The 15,196-nt window shown below is 69.2% G+C and carries 16 protein-coding genes; 8 read left to right on the forward strand and 8 right to left on the reverse strand.

Annotation, left to right across the window (positions count from 1 at the left end):
• The first annotated feature begins 61 nt into the window (after positions 1-61).
• The 5 genes from ABT254_RS21000 to cseC all read left to right on the forward strand — a co-directional run bounded on the left by ABT254_RS21000 (position 62) and on the right by cseC (position 4,573).
• Entirely contained in the window at positions 62-1,018 is a 957-nt protein-coding gene (locus ABT254_RS21000; protein WP_351472090.1) for an HhH-GPD family protein, read from the forward strand.
• Between the two features lie 260 nt (positions 1,019-1,278).
• Positions 1,279-1,818 carry a SigE family RNA polymerase sigma factor gene (locus ABT254_RS21005; RefSeq protein ID WP_123966700.1) on the forward strand — a complete coding sequence of 180 codons (540 nt, stop codon included), beginning with the start codon at positions 1,279-1,281 and terminating at the stop codon, positions 1,816-1,818.
• Entirely contained in the window at positions 1,806-2,468 is a 663-nt protein-coding gene (locus tag ABT254_RS21010) for a hypothetical protein (protein WP_351472094.1), read from the forward strand. Before ABT254_RS21005 ends, ABT254_RS21010 begins: the two co-directional genes overlap by 13 nt.
• Before the next feature lie 51 nt (positions 2,469-2,519).
• Positions 2,520-3,224, forward strand: coding sequence for a two-component system response regulator CseB (gene cseB, locus ABT254_RS21015; RefSeq protein WP_266519037.1), 705 nt, complete (start codon positions 2,520-2,522; stop codon positions 3,222-3,224).
• An 11-nt stretch (positions 3,225-3,235) separates the two neighbouring features.
• The gene (gene cseC / locus ABT254_RS21020; protein WP_351472098.1) at positions 3,236-4,573 is read left to right on the forward strand and encodes a two-component system sensor histidine kinase CseC; all 1,338 of its coding nucleotides are present in this window, start codon (positions 3,236-3,238) and stop codon (positions 4,571-4,573) included.
• 240 nt (positions 4,574-4,813) lie between these two features.
• Here the strand turns inward: cseC and ABT254_RS21025 are convergent, their stop codons facing one another.
• Complete coding sequence (locus ABT254_RS21025; protein ID WP_351472101.1) at positions 4,814-6,391, reverse strand: MDR family MFS transporter; 1,578 nt, start codon at positions 6,389-6,391, stop codon at positions 4,814-4,816.
• Between the two features lie 125 nt (positions 6,392-6,516).
• Between ABT254_RS21025 and ABT254_RS21030 the strand changes: the two genes are divergently transcribed.
• Entirely contained in the window at positions 6,517-7,113 is a 597-nt protein-coding gene (locus ABT254_RS21030; RefSeq protein WP_351472104.1) for a TetR/AcrR family transcriptional regulator, read from the forward strand.
• A 14-nt stretch (positions 7,114-7,127) separates the two neighbouring features.
• Here ABT254_RS21030 and ABT254_RS21035 read toward each other — a convergent pair whose 3' ends face one another.
• Positions 7,128-7,823: a M23 family metallopeptidase gene (locus ABT254_RS21035; protein ID WP_351472107.1), complete on the reverse strand. Its 696-nt coding sequence runs from the start codon at positions 7,821-7,823 to the stop codon at positions 7,128-7,130.
• Between the two features lie 448 nt (positions 7,824-8,271).
• Here ABT254_RS21035 and ABT254_RS21040 point away from each other — a divergent pair, with 448 nt between their 5' ends.
• Positions 8,272-8,871, forward strand: a complete 600-nt coding sequence (locus tag ABT254_RS21040) for an HAD family acid phosphatase (RefSeq protein ID WP_351472110.1) — start codon at positions 8,272-8,274, stop codon at positions 8,869-8,871.
• Positions 8,872-8,939: 68 nt separating this feature from the next.
• On the opposite strand, the gene ABT254_RS21045 is transcribed toward ABT254_RS21040, so the two are convergent.
• Positions 8,940-11,465: an AAA family ATPase gene (locus tag ABT254_RS21045; protein WP_115906674.1), complete on the reverse strand. Its 2,526-nt coding sequence runs from the start codon at positions 11,463-11,465 to the stop codon at positions 8,940-8,942.
• A gap of 430 nt (positions 11,466-11,895) precedes the next feature.
• Between ABT254_RS21045 and ABT254_RS21050 the strand changes: the two genes are divergently transcribed.
• Positions 11,896-12,507: an SCO3374 family protein gene (locus tag ABT254_RS21050; protein ID WP_351472113.1), complete on the forward strand. Its 612-nt coding sequence runs from the start codon at positions 11,896-11,898 to the stop codon at positions 12,505-12,507.
• 8 nt (positions 12,508-12,515) lie between these two features.
• On the opposite strand, the gene ABT254_RS21055 is transcribed toward ABT254_RS21050, so the two are convergent.
• The 5 genes from ABT254_RS21055 to ABT254_RS21075 form a co-directional block, all read right to left on the reverse strand.
• Entirely contained in the window at positions 12,516-12,851 is a 336-nt protein-coding gene (locus ABT254_RS21055) for a histone-like nucleoid-structuring protein Lsr2 (protein ID WP_007498879.1), read from the reverse strand.
• Between the two features lie 273 nt (positions 12,852-13,124).
• On the reverse strand, positions 13,125-13,676 hold the full coding sequence (locus tag ABT254_RS21060; protein ID WP_351472117.1) for an amino-acid N-acetyltransferase: 552 nt from the start codon (positions 13,674-13,676) through the stop codon (positions 13,125-13,127).
• A gap of 9 nt (positions 13,677-13,685) precedes the next feature.
• Complete coding sequence (locus ABT254_RS21065; protein ID WP_351472120.1) at positions 13,686-14,117, reverse strand: BlaI/MecI/CopY family transcriptional regulator; 432 nt, start codon at positions 14,115-14,117, stop codon at positions 13,686-13,688.
• Positions 14,118-14,273: 156 nt separating this feature from the next.
• A complete protein-coding gene (locus tag ABT254_RS21070; protein WP_351472123.1) occupies positions 14,274-14,453 on the reverse strand; it encodes a hypothetical protein in 180 nt (59 codons plus the stop codon).
• A gap of 67 nt (positions 14,454-14,520) precedes the next feature.
• Complete coding sequence (locus ABT254_RS21075; protein WP_351472845.1) at positions 14,521-15,180, reverse strand: hypothetical protein; 660 nt, start codon at positions 15,178-15,180, stop codon at positions 14,521-14,523.
• Between the last annotated feature and the right edge of the window lie 16 nt (positions 15,181-15,196).

Genomic DNA, 15,196 nt, shown 5'->3' on the forward strand with positions numbered 1-15,196 from the left:
GACGCACCGCGCGCGGGACGGCGGCCCAACCGACCGGGGCCATGGCAGGATCGGAAACGCCATGACTGCGCCCACGAAGCCCCCGCACAGCAGCCCCGCCGACGGCCCGGCCGGCACCCTCGCCGGCTCTCCCCTCGGCGGGGACCACGAGACCCTCCATGCCTCCGTCATCGACTGGTTCGACGAACACGCCCGCGACCTGCCGTGGCGGCTCCCGGAAGCCGGCCCCTGGGGCGTGATGGTCAGCGAGTTCATGCTGCAGCAGACGCCGGTCAGCCGCGTGCTGCCCGTCTACGAGCAGTGGCTGGCCCGCTGGCCGCGCCCGGCCGACCTGGCCCGGGAGGCGCCCGGCGAGGCGGTCCGCGCCTGGGGCCGGCTCGGCTACCCGCGCCGCGCTCTGCGACTGCACGGCGCCGCCGTGGCCATAACGGAACGGCACGGCGGGGACGTACCGACCGAGCACGCCCAGCTCCTCGCACTGCCCGGCATCGGCGAGTACACGGCCGCGGCCGTCGCCTCCTTCGCGTACGGGCAGCGGCACGCGGTGCTCGACACCAACGTCCGCCGGGTCTTCGCGCGCGCCGTCACCGGCGTCCAGTACCCGCCGAACGCGACCACCGCCGCCGAACGCAAGCTGGCCCGCGCACTGTTGCCCGAGGACGAGCGGACAGCGGCGCGGTGGGCGGCCGCCTCCATGGAGCTCGGCGCGCTCGTGTGCACCGCCAAGAACGAGACCTGCCACCGCTGCCCCATCGCCGCGCAGTGCGCCTGGCGGCTCGCGGGCAAGCCCGAGCACGACGGGCCGCCGCGGCGCGGGCAGACGTACGCGGGGACCGACCGGCAGGTGCGCGGCAAGCTGCTCGCCGTACTGCGCGAGGCCCACGCGCCCGTGCCGCAGTCGGCCCTGGACCGGGTGTGGCACGAGCCGGTGCAGCGCGCGCGGGCGCTCGACGGGCTCGTCGCGGACGGTCTCGTGGAGCCGCTCTCCGGTGGTTTGTATCGGCTGCCGTTGACGTAACCGCTCGTAACGTCACGCCGCATCACACCCACCGACCTGCCAAATCGCCCCATAAGCGCGCGATTCGGTGCGCCTGTTTACCCCGTTCCTACGTCCGTTACACAACCGACGGACAGCCGATTGCTAGCCGAGCGTTGCTTCGGACAGCGCCGTGACAACACCTCCGTAACTTCATTTGCGTGCCCGGCAGAAGCGGGCTGTCACGGAACAGACCGACGGCGATCAAGCCGGCGGTAACGGGGATCGGGAGGCGGTTCGACATGGCGCAGGGCGAGGTGCTCGAGTTCGAGGAGTATGTCCGCACGCGGCAGGACGCGCTGCTGCGCAGCGCCCGCCGGCTGGTCCCGGACCCCGTGGACGCGCAGGACCTGCTCCAGACGGCGCTCGTGCGCACCTACGGCCGCTGGGAGGGCATCGCGGACAAGCGGCTCGCGGACGCCTACCTGCGGCGCGTGATGATCAACACGCGGACCGAGTGGTGGCGGGCCCGGAAACTGGAGGAGGTCCCCACCGAGCAGCTGCCGGACGCCTCGGTCGACGACTCCACCGAGCAGCACGCGGACCGCGCCCTGCTGATGGACATCATGAAAGTGCTGGCTCCCAAGCAGCGAAGCGTCGTGGTCCTGCGACACTGGGAGCAGATGTCGACGGAGGAGACGGCCGCGGCCCTGGGCATGTCGGCCGGAACGGTCAAGAGCACGCTGCACCGGGCGCTCGCCCGGCTCCGTGAGGAGCTGGAGAGCCGCGATCTGGACGCACGCGCGCTGGAGCGTGGGGAGCGGGAGCGTTGCGCGGCCTGACCGGGGCCGGGCCCGAACGGGCCCGAGGCAGTTCACAGGCGGTGATCACGGCGGGGGCCGTGTTCGCCGCCGTCGCTCTTGTCACCACCGCGTGCGGCAAGGGGGGCACGGGTGCCCGGGACGAGGGCCCGGCACACGCATCGGCGATCGCGGGTGCCGTCGCCTCCCGCTCACCCAGCCCGTCCGGGGGCTTTCGGCGGGTGGACGCGGTCTCGCTGATCAAGCAGGACTCGCAGGTCTCCCCGGCGGTGAAGCGCGAGCTGCAGCCATGCGGCGGCGACGGCTACCCGGTCAAGGCCACCTACGGCTATCTGACCGGCGGATCGGTCAACGACGTCCTCGTCAATGTCTGGAGCTGCGCTGACGAGGTGGGCATCGGCGTATACGTGTACCGGGACGTCAAGGGCACGTACGAGAATGTGTTCAAGGCGGAGGAGTCGCCGGTCTACGCCGAGATCGACGGCACCGACCTGACCGTGGCCAAGCAGGTGTACGACACGAACGACCCGGTGTCGAACCCGTCCCGGGAGACCGTGACCACATACAGATGGAAAGCGGGCCGGTTCGCCCAGCACAGCACCCACGAAACCGACTACAGCGAGCTCGACCCCGGCGACGACGACACGCCCACGCCCGCGCCGGACCACTGATCCCCCCCCGCCCGCACACACACGCACACCACGAGGACAGAGAGCAACGGGATGGCAGAGCAGACCCACGTCCTGTTCGTCGAGGACGACGATGTCATCCGTGAGGCCACCCAGCTCGCCCTGGAGCGGGACGGCTTCGCGGTCACCGCCATGCCCGACGGCCTGTCGGGTCTGGAGGCGTTCCGGGCCGACCGCCCCGACATCGCCCTGCTGGACGTGATGGTCCCCGGTCTGGACGGCGTCAGCCTGTGCCGTCGGATCCGGGACGAGTCCACCGTTCCGGTGATCATGCTGTCGGCGCGCGCCGACTCCATCGACGTCGTCCTCGGCCTGGAGGCGGGCGCCGACGACTATGTGACCAAGCCGTTCGACGGGGCCGTGCTGGTCGCGCGGATCCGGGCCGTACTGCGCCGCTTCGGACACGCGGGCGGCAGCGACCGGACCGAGATCGCGGAGGACCCGCTGACCGGTGCCGTGCTCACCTTCGGGGACCTGGAGGTCGACACCGAGGGCATGGAGGTGCGCCGGGCCGGGCAGCCGGTCGCGCTCACCCCGACCGAGATGCGCCTGCTGCTGGAGTTCTCCTCCGCGCCGGGCACCGTGCTCTCCCGCGACAAGCTGCTGGAGCGTGTCTGGGACTACGGCTGGGGCGGGGACACCCGGGTCGTCGACGTGCATGTGCAGCGGCTGCGGCAGAAGATCGGCCAGGACCGGATCGAGACGGTCCGCGGCTTCGGCTACAAGCTGAAAGCCTGAGCGGGGCGGGCATGCGGCGGATCCTTCGCTCCCCGGTCCGGCGCATGGAGCGCGCGGGCCTGCACACCGGGCTCAGATGGAAGCTCAGCGCGGCGATCGCGCTGGTGGCCGGCCTGGTGGCGATCACTCTGAGCCTCGTGGTGCACAACGCGGCCTGGGTCTCGATGCTCGACAACGCGCGCGACCTGGCCAATGAGCGCGTCGAGATCGCGCAGCGCAACTACGACCTGAACCGGCGGCCGAACTTCCCCAACATCAAGATCGACGACCCCGACCTGCCGGACGCGCTGCGCGACAAGGTCCTGGATGGCCGCAAGGCCAGCGACGTCACCGACCACGACGGGGTGCCGGACATCTGGGCGGCCGTGCCGACCAAGGACGGACGGGTGCTGTCCCTGCACAGCCATGTGCCGGACCGTTCCACGAATGTGATGAAGGACCTCGACCAGGCGCTCGTCATCGGCTCCGTGGCGGTCGTCCTCGGCGGCAGCGCGCTGGGCGTGCTCATCGGCGGCCAGCTCTCGCGCCGGCTGCGCAAGGCGGCGGCCGCGGCGAACCAGGTCGCCAGGGGCGAGTCGGACGTACGGGTGCGGGACGCCATCGGCGGGGTCGTACGGGACGAGACCGACGACCTGGCGCGGGCGGTGGACGCCATGGCGGACACCCTGCAACAACGGCTCGAGGCCGAGCGCCGGGTCACCGCGGACATCGCACACGAGCTGCGCACCCCGGTGACGGGCCTGCTCACGGCCGCCGAACTGCTTCCGCCGGGCCGCCCGACGGAGCTGGTCCTGGACCGCGCGAAGGCCATGCGCACCCTGGTCGAGGACGTCCTGGAGGTGGCCCGCCTCGACAGCGCCTCCGAGCGGGCCGAGCTGCAGGACATCATGCTCGGTGAGTTCGTCACCCGGCGGGTGGCGGCGAAGGACCCGGCCGTGGAGGTGCGGGTGGTGCACGAGTCGATGCTCACGACCGACCCTCGCCGCCTGGAGCGCGTGCTGATCAACCTGCTCGCCAACGCCGCCCGGCACGGCAAGCCGCCGATCCAGGTCACCGTCGAGGGCCGGGTCATCCGGGTCCGCGACCACGGGCCCGGCTTCCCGTCCGATCTCCTCGCCGAGGGCCCGAGCCGCTTCCGCACGGGCAGCGCCGACCGGTCGGGCCACGGCCACGGCCTCGGCCTCACGATCGCCGCCGGCCAGGCCCGCGTCCTGGGCGCCCGCCTGACCTTCCGCAACGTACGCCCGGCGGGCGCCCCGGATCACGTACCGGCGGAAGGCGCGGTGGCGGTCCTGTGGCTGCCCGAGCATGCGCCGACGAACACGGGCAGCTATCCGATGCTGCCGTAGACGATTCCGGATCCCCCACCTTTTGACGCCGGGCAGGCATTCTCAGCCCGTCCGGCGTTTGTGCCGTCCGCCCGACGAGGCCGTTCAGGCCGATCGGGGGTCCAGGGCTCGGAGCCCCCTGGCGGGACCGAAGGGGCAGCGCCCCTGGAACGGGACGGGAAGGGGCGGCGGGTGCGAGGAAACACGACGAAGGCCCCCCGGGGCGGACACCCACCGGGGGACCTTCGGCTCACTCGCGGATCAGACGGCCTCGACGACCGGCGCCTGCGCCACCGCCTCGTCGCCGGACTTGGCCGCAGCCGGCCCCGCTCCACGGAGCGCGACTTCCTTCACGAACACCGCCGCCACCAGCGCGACCACGGCGACCACCGCACCGAGCAGGAAGGACGAGTGCGTACCCGCGGACACCGCGTGCTGGTACGCCTCCCGCGCCGCCACCGGCAGCTTCTCCAGGCTCTTCGCGTCCAGCTGCGCCGACTTCTCGGTGATCTTCGATCCCAGCGAGCCGGCCCGCTCGGCCATGACGTGCTGCACCCGGTTGTTGAACAGCGCACCCATGATGGCGACACCGAAGGACGAACCAAGCGTGCGGAACAAGGTCGTCGACGAGGACGCGACGCCCATGTCCTTCATCTCGACGCTGTTCTGCGCGACCAGCATGGTGATCTGCATCAGGCAGCCCATACCCAGACCGACGACCGCCATGAACACACCGGACGTGAACCGCGAGGTCCCGGTGTCCATCGTGGACAGCAGGTACAGCCCGACGATCATCAGGACGCTGCCGACGACCGGGAACGCCTTGTACTTGCCGGTGTTGGTGGTCACCCGCCCGGCCACCATCGAGGTGACCAGCATCGCGCCGAGCATCGGCAGGAGCAGCAGCCCGGAGTTGGTCGCGGACGCACCCTGCACCGACTGCTGGTACAGCGGCAGGAACAGCGTCGCACCGAACATCACGAACCCGGTGATGAAGCCGATGACCGACATCAGCGTGAAGTTGCGGCTGCGGAAGATGTGCAGCGGCACAACCGGCTCCGCGGCCCTGGTCTGCCAGAACACGAACCCGATCAGCGAAGCGACACCGATGCCGATGAGCTCCATGATCCGCGCGGACGACCAGGCGTACTCCGTGCCGCCCCAGGTGGTGACCAGCACGATCGAGGTGATGCCGACGGTCAGCAGCGCGACGCCGAGGTAGTCGATACCGGCCTTGGACCGCTTCTTCGGCAGATGCAGCACCGCACTGATCAGACCGAGCGCGACCACGCCGAGCGGCAGGTTGATGTAGAACGACCAGCGCCAGCCCCAGTTGTCGGTGATGGTGCCGCCGACCAGCGGGCCGCCGATCATGGCGAGCGCCATGACACCGGCCATCATGCCCTGGTACTTGCCGCGCTCCCGCGGCGGAATCAGGTCGCCGATGATCGCCATGACACCGACCATCAGACCACCCGCGCCAAGCCCCTGGATCGCGCGGAAACCGATCAGCTCGCCCATGTTCTGCGCCATGCCGCTGAGCGCGGAGCCGATCAGGAAGATCACGATCGAGGTCATGAAGGTGGCCTTGCGGCCGTACATGTCACCCAGCTTGCCCCAGACCGGGGTGGCCGCCGCGGTGGCCAGCGTGTACGCCGTCACCACCCACGACAGATGCTCGAGTCCGCCGAGCTCGCCCACGATCGTCGGCATCGCGGTGCCCACGATCATGTTGTCGAGCATCGCGAGCATCATGGTGATCATGAGCGCGAGCAGCACGACCCGTATGCTCTTCGGCTGTTTGTCCGGCTTCGTCTCGGCCGTCTGTGTGTCCGCCATCGTCCCCACTCCCCTGGGCATCTCCCCCCGGTCGGCTACTTACTTGCCGCCCGGCTAGTTGACTACACTGGGAAGGTAGACCCGCAACTAGCCGGTCGTCAAGTAAGTTTCTCTGGAGTGCGAGGATGGGCGGCACCATGGACGGCACCAAGCAGCAGCGCCGCGGAGACACCCGCCAGCGCATTCAGGACGTGGCGCTCGAACTCTTCGCCGAGCAGGGCTACGAGAAGACGTCGTTGCGCGAGATCGCCGAGCGCCTCGACGTCACCAAGGCAGCGCTCTACTACCACTTCAAGACGAAGGAAGAGATCCTCGTCAGCATCTTCGAGGACCTCTCCCAGCCGATCGTGGAACTGATCGAGTGGGGCAAAGGACAGCCGCAGTCCCTGGAGACCAAGCACGAGATCATCCGCCGCTACAGCGACACCCTGGCCGGCGCGGCCCCGCTCTTCCGCTTCATGCAGGAGAACCAGAGCACGGTCAAGGAACTGCGCATCGGCGAGATCTTCCGCAACCGCATGATGGGCATGCGTGACATCCTCATCGACCCGGACGCCGAACTGATCGACCAGGTGCGCTGCGTCAGCGCGATGTTCACGCTGCATGCCGGGATGTTCGCGCTGGGCGACATCGAGGCCGACCCCGAGGACAAGCGCAAGGCGGTCCTCGAGGTCGCCACCGACCTGGTGACGCGGGCGCACCAGGCCTCACACCCGTCCTAGAGGGCCGGGACGCCTCAGACGGTCACGCCCTTGGAGCGCAGGAAGGCGACCGGGTCGACGGCCGAGCCGTAGTTCGGGTTCGTACGAATCTCGAAGTGCAGGTGCGGCCCACTGGAGTTGCCGGTGTTCCCGGACCGGGCTATGTGCTGCCCGGTGGCGACGACCTGGCCGACCCTGACGTCGATCCGCGACAGATGGGCGTACTGCGAGTAGGTCCCGTTGCCGTGCCTGATCACGATGGCGTTGCCGTACGCGGGCCCGTCACCGGCGCCGTTGCCGCCGGCCTTGACGACGGTGCCGCCGTGCGCGGCGACGACGTTCGTGCCGCTCGGCACCGCGAAGTCCTGCCCACTGTGGGTGGACTGCCACATACCGCCGGCCTGGTTGAAGCGGGCGGACAGCCGGTACTTCTCCACCGGGTGCATCCAGGAGGCGGCCTTCCTGGCGGCAGCGGCCTTGGCGGCCTTCTCGGCGGCCGCCTTCTTGGCAGCGGCCGCCTGGGCCGCCTTCTTCGCGTTCGCGGCGGCCTTGGCCTGCGCGGCGGCCTGCGCCTTGACGGCGCTCGCCGCACTGGACGCGGAGGTGGCATCGGCGGCGGCCGCGACCCCTGCGCCCAGCACGACCGACATTCCGAGGCCGGCGGCCAGGACGGCCGCGCGGTTGCGCAGCAGGGACGTACGGGAGGAGCGGGACGTGACACGCGAAGACATGGAAACCTCGGGAAGACGGGGGCAGAGAAAACCACCCGGCGCACAAGCGGCTGCCGGATGGACCATCCCTTGGTAACCCGGAGACCCACCAAGCCCAAAACGTGTGATGTACGACGGCCGCTAGTACTTCACCCCAAAACTTCCCTCTCCTTGACAGAGGACCAATAACGGACGAATCAGTCCGCGACGGCAGAATCACCCCTGGGGTTCCAGAAAGGCGCCCCCTTTTCCCTCCCGTCGGGCCGCCCACTATCCGCGCTAGTACCGGCCGAATCGCCTGTGCGTCATGTCACCGGGCGGCGAGATCCACTCCGCCGCGAAACAACCCGTCATGTGACGCACATCTCTGGCCACTTACCGCCCAGTAACCCTACGGTTCCCCTCACGCCACCCTCGGCGCCGAACATGCACAGGACAACGGCATACGGACGTGAGAGGACCCCCCACCATGACGAGCAGACGCCCCTGGGCGCTCCGCACAGTGGTCACCGCAGTCTCCGCATCTGCCCTCGTGGCCCTGGCCACCCCCGCCGACGCGGCGACGAGCACCTCGGACGTCGACTACGCGACCTGGCAGAAGGACTGCCGGACGGTGATGGACCAGGCCCTGCCCTATGTGAAGGAGCGGATCGCCTCGGCCCAGCCGGGCCAGAAGCAGGCGATCGTCTTCGACATCGACAACACCACGCTGGAGACGGACTTCGGCTTCAGCTTCCCGCAGCCGGCCAACAAGCCCGTCCTGAACGTCGCTCAGTACGCCCAGGAGCACGGCGTCTCGCTCTTCTTCGTCACCGCTCGCCCGGGCATCATCTACGCGCCCACCGAGTGGAACCTGGAGCACGACGGCTACGACGTCTCCGGCCTGTACGTCCGCGGCTTCTTCGACCTGTTCAAGGACGTCGCCGCCTACAAGACCGCCCAGCGCGTCGACATCGAGAACAAGGGCTACGACATCATCGCGAACATCGGCAACAGCGCCACCGACCTCTCGGGCGGCCACGCCGACAAGACGTTCAAACTCCCGGACTACAACGGGCAGTTGTCGTAACCGCGGGCAGACATGACGAAGGGGCCGGTGCCCGAAAGCACCGGCCCCTTCTGGCGTCGCCGTGAGGCCTACGCCTCCTTGCTCAGGTTCGGTCCGGCACCGCCGGCCGCCTGCTCGATCGGCGGGACGTCGGGCAGCGCCGACTTCTCCTCGCCGCGGAAGGTGAAGGTCTGGCTGTCGCCCTCGCCCTCGGTGTCCACGACCACGATGTGACCGGGACGCAGCTCACCGAAGAGGATCTTCTCGGAGAGCGTGTCCTCGATCTCACGCTGGATGGTGCGGCGCAGCGGCCGTGCACCCAGCACCGGGTCGTAACCCTTCTTGGACAGCAGTTCCTTGCTGGACTGAGAGAGCTCGATGCCCATGTCCCGGTCCTTGAGGCGCTCGTCCACCTTGCTGATCATCAGGTCGACGATCGCGAGGATGTCGGCCTGGGTCAGCTGCGGGAAGACGACCACGTCGTCGACGCGGTTGAGGAACTCGGGGCGGAAGTGCTGCTTGAGCTCGTCCGAGACCTTGTTCTTCATGCGCTCGTAGTTGGACTTGGTGTCACCCTGCGCCGCGAAGCCCAGGTTGAAGCCCTTGGAGATGTCCCGGGTGCCGAGGTTGGTCGTCATGATGATGACCGTGTTCTTGAAGTCCACGACCCGGCCCTGGGAGTCGGTCAGACGACCGTCCTCCAGGATCTGCAGCAGCGAGTTGAAGATGTCCGGGTGGGCCTTCTCGACCTCGTCGAAGAGGACGACGGAGAACGGCTTGCGGCGGACCTTCTCGGTCAGCTGGCCGCCCTCTTCGTAGCCCACGTATCCGGGCGGGGAACCGAAGAGACGCGACACCGTGTGCTTCTCGCTGAACTCCGACATGTCGAGGGAGATCAGCGCGTCCTCGTCACCGAAGAGGAACTCCGCGAGGGCCTTGGACAGTTCGGTCTTACCGACACCGGACGGGCCGGCGAAGATGAACGAACCACCGGGACGCTTCGGGTCCTTGAGGCCCGCGCGCGTACGACGGATCGCCTTCGACAGCGCCTTGACGGCGTCGACCTGGCCGATGACCCGCTTGTGGAGCTCGTCCTCCATGCGCAGCAGACGCGAGGACTCCTCCTCGGTCAGCTTGAAGACCGGGATGCCGGTGGCGGTCGCGAGGACCTCGGCGATCAGCTCGCCGTCGACCTCGGCGACGACGTCCATGTCGCCGGCCTTCCACTCCTTCTCCCGCTTGGCCTTGGCGGCCAGGAGCTGCTTCTCCTTGTCGCGCAGGGAGGCGGCCTTCTCGAAGTCCTGCGAGTCGATCGCGGACTCCTTGTCGCGGCGCACGCCCGCGATCTTCTCGTCGAACTCGCGCAGGTCCGGCGGCGCGGTCATCCGGCGGATGCGCATCCGGGAGCCGGCCTCGTCGATCAGGTCGATCGCCTTGTCCGGCAGGAAGCGGTCCGAGATGTACCGGTCGGCCAGGGTGGCGGCCTGGACCAGCGCCTCGTCCGTGATGGAGACGCGGTGGTGGGCCTCGTACCGGTCGCGCAGACCCTTGAGGATCTCGATCGTGTGCGGCAGGGACGGCTCGGCGACCTGGATGGGCTGGAAGCGGCGCTCCAGGGCCGCGTCCTTCTCCAGGTGCTTGCGGTACTCGTCCAGCGTGGTCGCACCGATGGTCTGGAGCTCACCGCGGGCCAGCATCGGCTTCAGGATGGAAGCGGCGTCGATGGCGCCCTCGGCGGCACCCGCACCGACCAGCGTGTGCAGCTCGTCGATGAACAGGATGATGTCGCCGCGGGTGCGGATCTCCTTGAGCACCTTCTTCAGGCGCTCCTCGAAGTCACCGCGGTAGCGGGAGCCGGCGACCAGCGCGCCGAGGTCCAGGGTGTAGAGGTGCTTGTCCTTGAGGGTCTCGGGCACCTCGCCCTTGACGATGGCCTGGGCGAGACCCTCGACGACGGCGGTCTTGCCGACGCCGGGCTCACCGATCAGGACCGGGTTGTTCTTGGTACGGCGGGACAGCACCTGCATGACCCGCTCGATCTCCTTCTCGCGCCCGATGACCGGGTCGAGCTTGGACTCACGAGCGGCCTGGGTGAGGTTCCGGCCGAACTGGTCGAGGACCAGGGACGTCGAGGGGGTGCCCTCGGCAGGCCCGCCGGCGGCGGCGGTCTCCTTGCCCTGGTAACCGGAGAGCAGCTGGATGACCTGCTGCCGCACCCGGTTGAGATCTGCGCCCAGCTTGACCAGGACCTGGGCTGCGACGCCCTCGCCCTCACGGATCAGGCCGAGCAGGATGTGCTCCGTGCCGATGTAGTTGTGGCCCAGCTGAAGGGCCTCGCGGAGCGACAGCTCCAGGACCTTCTTGGCACGGGGGGTGAAGGGGATGTGCCCGGACGGGGCCTGCTGCCCCTGCCCGATGATCTCCTCCACCTGCTGGCGGACCGCCTCGAGCGAAATCCCGAGGCTCTCAAGGGCCTTGGCGGCGACACCCTCACCCTCGTGGATCAGGCCCAGGAGGATGTGCTCGGTGCCGATGTAGTTGTGGTTGAGCATCCGGGCTTCTTCCTGAGCCAGGACGACAACCCGCCGCGCGCGGTCGGTGAACCTCTCGAACATCGTTAATCGCTCCTCAGAGCGGTCAGGCAGTGGGGGGAACTTCCCCTCCCTGTCCTTCCGCAGCTTAGTCCCGCAAGCGGGGACCGCTCATTCCAACTGCCGACACCGTCGATGGCCTCCTGACCCGTGACGCCGACATCTGCTCCAACCCGATGGTGCGAGACGATGTTCCCGCAGGCCAGGTGGTTACCCTCACCATCAGTACGCCGATGGCGAACGTGAGACCACCTTGCCTGCGTGTCGCCCCCTCCCACTAGGGATGTCTTACCCGCTGGGACTGACACTCCATGCCGCGCGCACCGGTTCCCTCCGCTATGGGCGAACAACCTTGCGCCACCCCGCACCCCCGCACGCCCCCTCTTTCGACACTCTGCGCATCCTTCAGAACACCCAGCGTAACTTGCAAGCTCTTCGGACGGTTGCCCCTGGCATGGTTGGCAGCCTCTCCACGGTCCCGCTCCCCCGCCGGCCGCTCGATCCGGGCGATCGGGTCAGCCGGTTCTACGAGAACGAACTGGGCTGGGCGACAGTGCCCGCGCGCGCGGGAAGCCCCGGGTCTCCGGTACGGCTCCGCGTGGGCGACCGCTTCGACGTCCTGGACGTCCCGGCCGAGGCGGGCCGGGCGGGCCTGCGCCATCTCGCGCCGGCTTCCCCGGTGGCCCTGCAGGGGGGCCGGATGCGGCTGCTGGTGGCCGCGGGCAGCGCGGAGGAACTGCCGGGGCTGCTGGACTGGCTGGAGTGGGGGGCGCTGACGCTCGACCTGAGGGCGCTCGGCGCGGGCTGCGTCATGGACGCGCCGCTGCCGCCGGGCACGCGGCCGGCGGATGTACGGCCGGTGGGCCGCTCGGGCGTGCAGGGGGCCGCCGTATGGCTGCGGCCCCCCGAGCCGGGGTGCGCGGTCGAGGCCTCGCTGCCGACGCTGTCGGCCGTGAGGGGCGGTGGGGGCGCCCCCGATCTCGTGCGACTTGTGGACACGGTGGCAACGCAGTGCCACCGGCTGCGGCTGCGGCGCGCGTGTGCCCAGCCGTTGGCCCTGCCGTAGACCAGCGCTCAGGCGTTGGCCTTCTCGTAGGCCTCACGGATGGACGCCGGGACGCGGCCGCGGTCGTTGACCTCGTAACCGTTCTCCTTCGCCCAGGCGCGGATCTGCGCGGTGTCCTGGCTGCCACCGGAAGCGGCGCGTGCCTTTCCGCGTCCGCCCGAAGCGCGGCCTCCGGTACGACGACCGCCCTTCACGTAAGGCTCGAGAAGGCCACGGAGCTTGTCCGCATTGGCGGTCGTGAGATCGATCTCGTAAGTCTTGCCGTCCAACGCGAACGTGACGGTCTCGTCCGCCTCGCCGCCGTCGAGGTCATCGACAAGAAGGACCTGAACCTTCTGTGCCACCGGATTTCCTTTCATCCATAACTTGAGGGCCGGGGGCCTGCGGCGTCCGCCGTTTCGCCGTCCCCTGTTATATGCAGTACTGCAGTACGTCGGAAAGCAAACCGCTTTTGCGGGAAAAACACAAACCCCTTGGAGAGACTGAGCGAGAGACCGAGCGCGAGACCCAGTGCGGGGGCGACTCCCGGGCAGAGACCCACTCCGTCCGGAAACATACGCGTTTCGGACATAGGGAACCGGGGCATCGCCGGCGGAATACGTCTCGGTGATCGGCGATCACAGATGCAGAAGCATCCGGCTGTTGCCCAAGGTGTTCGGTTTCACCCGTTCGAGACCCAGGAACTCTGCTACGCCTTCGTCATAGGAACGCAGTAGCTCCGCGTAGACATCGGTGTCGACGGGTGTCTCGCCGATCTCGACGAAGCCGTGCTTGGCGAAGAAGTCCACTTCGAAGGTCAGACAGAAAACGCGACGAACACCCAGCCAGCGCGCGGTGTGCAGCAACTTCTCCAGCAACCGGTGTCCGACACCGGCGCCCTTCAGGCCGGGCTTCACCGCGAGAGTGCGGACTTCCGCGAGGTCTTCCCACATCACATGGAGTGCGCCGCAGCCGACCACCTCGGCGTTGTCGTCCCGTTCGGCGACCCAGAACTCCTGGATGTCCTCGTAAAGGGTGACCGTCGCTTTGTCGAGCAGGATGCGGCCGCGTACGTAGGTGTCAAGGAGACGGCGCACGGCCGGGACATCGCTGGTGCGGGCCCGCCGGACAGTGATGGCTTTAGCGCTGACTTCGGGGCCTTCGGGACCTTCGGGACTGACTGCTGACATGAGCGGACGCTATCGCCCGTCGCTCTCCTGTGCCGAGCCGGGGTTCTCGCCGGCGGTATCGCTGCCGGTATCCGGGGCGGCTTCGGGTGTTTCCGGCCCTTGGACGATGCGTACGGCGTCACTGAGGGCCCCTCGCTGTTCATCGCTCATCATCCCGAAGAAGGCGACGAGAGCGGCCGCGGGGTTGTCGCTCTGCGACCAGGCGTCGTTCATCAGAGCGGCCGCGTAGGCGGCCCTGGTGGAGACGGCCTCATATCGATAGGCGCGGCCTTCCGCCTCCCGGCGCACCCAGCCCTTCTGATGGAGATTGTCCAAAACGGTCATCACCGTGGTGTACGCGATGGACCGTTCCTGCTGAAGGTCTTCCAGGACTTCTCGAACGGTCACCGGGCGGTTCCACTTCCACACCCGCGTCATGACCGCGTCTTCGAGTTCTCCCAATGGGCGAGGCACACCTCAGCACAATAGTGGGAGAACTCCCCATTGGCGCCCCGGACGGGCACTTTTACTGCCATACGGCAACAAAAGGGGCGTACGGCTCGAAGGCGCGAGCACGCGCGGGAGCCGTACGCCGAGGGGGCGCCGCCCTGGAGGGACTCAGCCGTCAGTCTTGGCGGGGCCCTGCCGGACCCCTTCGGTGCGCGCGATGGCGGCGTCGACGGCCGCGTCCTCCTTGGCCTTGTTGGCCCCACCCTGGGTCTTCACGATCACCCTGATCACGCCGATGAAGAGCACGGCCATGACGACCGGGGGCACAAGCGCGGAGACGTAGTCCATGCGTCCAGGGTGCCACGGGGTGGCGGGCGGGGCGGGGTTGGGGTGGTTCCGGACGGTTCGGTCCGGGTCAGCCGGCGGCGAGGTGCCGGGGCGGGTTGGAGCCGGACGGCGGGGTCGGTTTGCGACGGGGGAAGACCTCGCCCGGGGTCGGGATGGGACGGGCCGGTTTCGGGGCGGCCGGGGCGGGGGCCGGCTTGGGGGCCGCCGGCTTCTCCGCGGGCTTCTTCTCGGGCTTCCTGGCGGGGTCCCGCTCGACATCCGGCCCGAGGTGCTCCCCGGCGCCCCTGAGGCCGCCCTGGAGGGCCGTGAGGCGATTGCGGGCAGCGGGGACGGTCGGCGCTGCCGTGCGGGCCGGATCGCGCGCGAGGCGGGCGCGTACGTCCTGCTCGGCGAGCATCCGGCAGCGCCCCAGGAGGACGGAGGCCGCCGGGTTGCCGCGCAGCGCCCGGAGGGCGGCGAGGTCGTCGGGGTCCGGCCGGTACCCGGCGCCCAGCGCCTCCTCGAGGAGCACCAGGTAGTCGGCGGTGGTGCCGGGCAGGGCGGCGCGGTAGCGGGCGAGGTCGGCCACCAGGAAGGCACGCAGTCTGGCGCCCTCGCGCATCGCCTCGTCGAGCGACTCGGCGAGGCGGAGGCAGTCCTGGACGTCCCCGGCAGGAGTGGGGCCTGGCTGAAGGGCGAGGGCGAGGGCGCGGCGGAGCACACGCAGCTCCTCCACGCCGAACGCCATGCCGCCGCGTGATCCG

The organism is Streptomyces sp. NPDC001137, assembly GCF_040298885.1.
Taxonomy (GTDB): domain Bacteria; phylum Actinomycetota; class Actinomycetes; order Streptomycetales; family Streptomycetaceae; genus Streptomyces.

Coding starts and splice junctions, on each gene's coding strand:
- cseC (WP_351472098.1), top strand. CDS start 3,236: ATGCGGCGGATCCTTCGCTCCCCGGTCCGGCGCATGGAGCGCGCGGGC.
- ABT254_RS21045 (WP_115906674.1), bottom strand. CDS start 11,465: ATGTTCGAGAGGTTCACCGACCGCGCGCGGCGGGTTGTCGTCCTGGCT.
- ABT254_RS21000 (WP_351472090.1), top strand. CDS start 62: ATGACTGCGCCCACGAAGCCCCCGCACAGCAGCCCCGCCGACGGCCCG.
- ABT254_RS21035 (WP_351472107.1), bottom strand. CDS start 7,823: ATGTCTTCGCGTGTCACGTCCCGCTCCTCCCGTACGTCCCTGCTGCGC.
- ABT254_RS21040 (WP_351472110.1), top strand. CDS start 8,272: ATGACGAGCAGACGCCCCTGGGCGCTCCGCACAGTGGTCACCGCAGTC.
- ABT254_RS21025 (WP_351472101.1), bottom strand. CDS start 6,391: ATGGCGGACACACAGACGGCCGAGACGAAGCCGGACAAACAGCCGAAG.
- ABT254_RS21070 (WP_351472123.1), bottom strand. CDS start 14,453: ATGGACTACGTCTCCGCGCTTGTGCCCCCGGTCGTCATGGCCGTGCTC.
- ABT254_RS21005 (WP_123966700.1), top strand. CDS start 1,279: ATGGCGCAGGGCGAGGTGCTCGAGTTCGAGGAGTATGTCCGCACGCGG.
- ABT254_RS21075 (WP_351472845.1), bottom strand. CDS start 15,180: ATGGCGTTCGGCGTGGAGGAGCTGCGTGTGCTCCGCCGCGCCCTCGCC.
- ABT254_RS21050 (WP_351472113.1), top strand. CDS start 11,896: ATGGTTGGCAGCCTCTCCACGGTCCCGCTCCCCCGCCGGCCGCTCGAT.
- ABT254_RS21030 (WP_351472104.1), top strand. CDS start 6,517: ATGGGCGGCACCATGGACGGCACCAAGCAGCAGCGCCGCGGAGACACC.
- cseB (WP_266519037.1), top strand. CDS start 2,520: ATGGCAGAGCAGACCCACGTCCTGTTCGTCGAGGACGACGATGTCATC.
- ABT254_RS21060 (WP_351472117.1), bottom strand. CDS start 13,676: ATGTCAGCAGTCAGTCCCGAAGGTCCCGAAGGCCCCGAAGTCAGCGCT.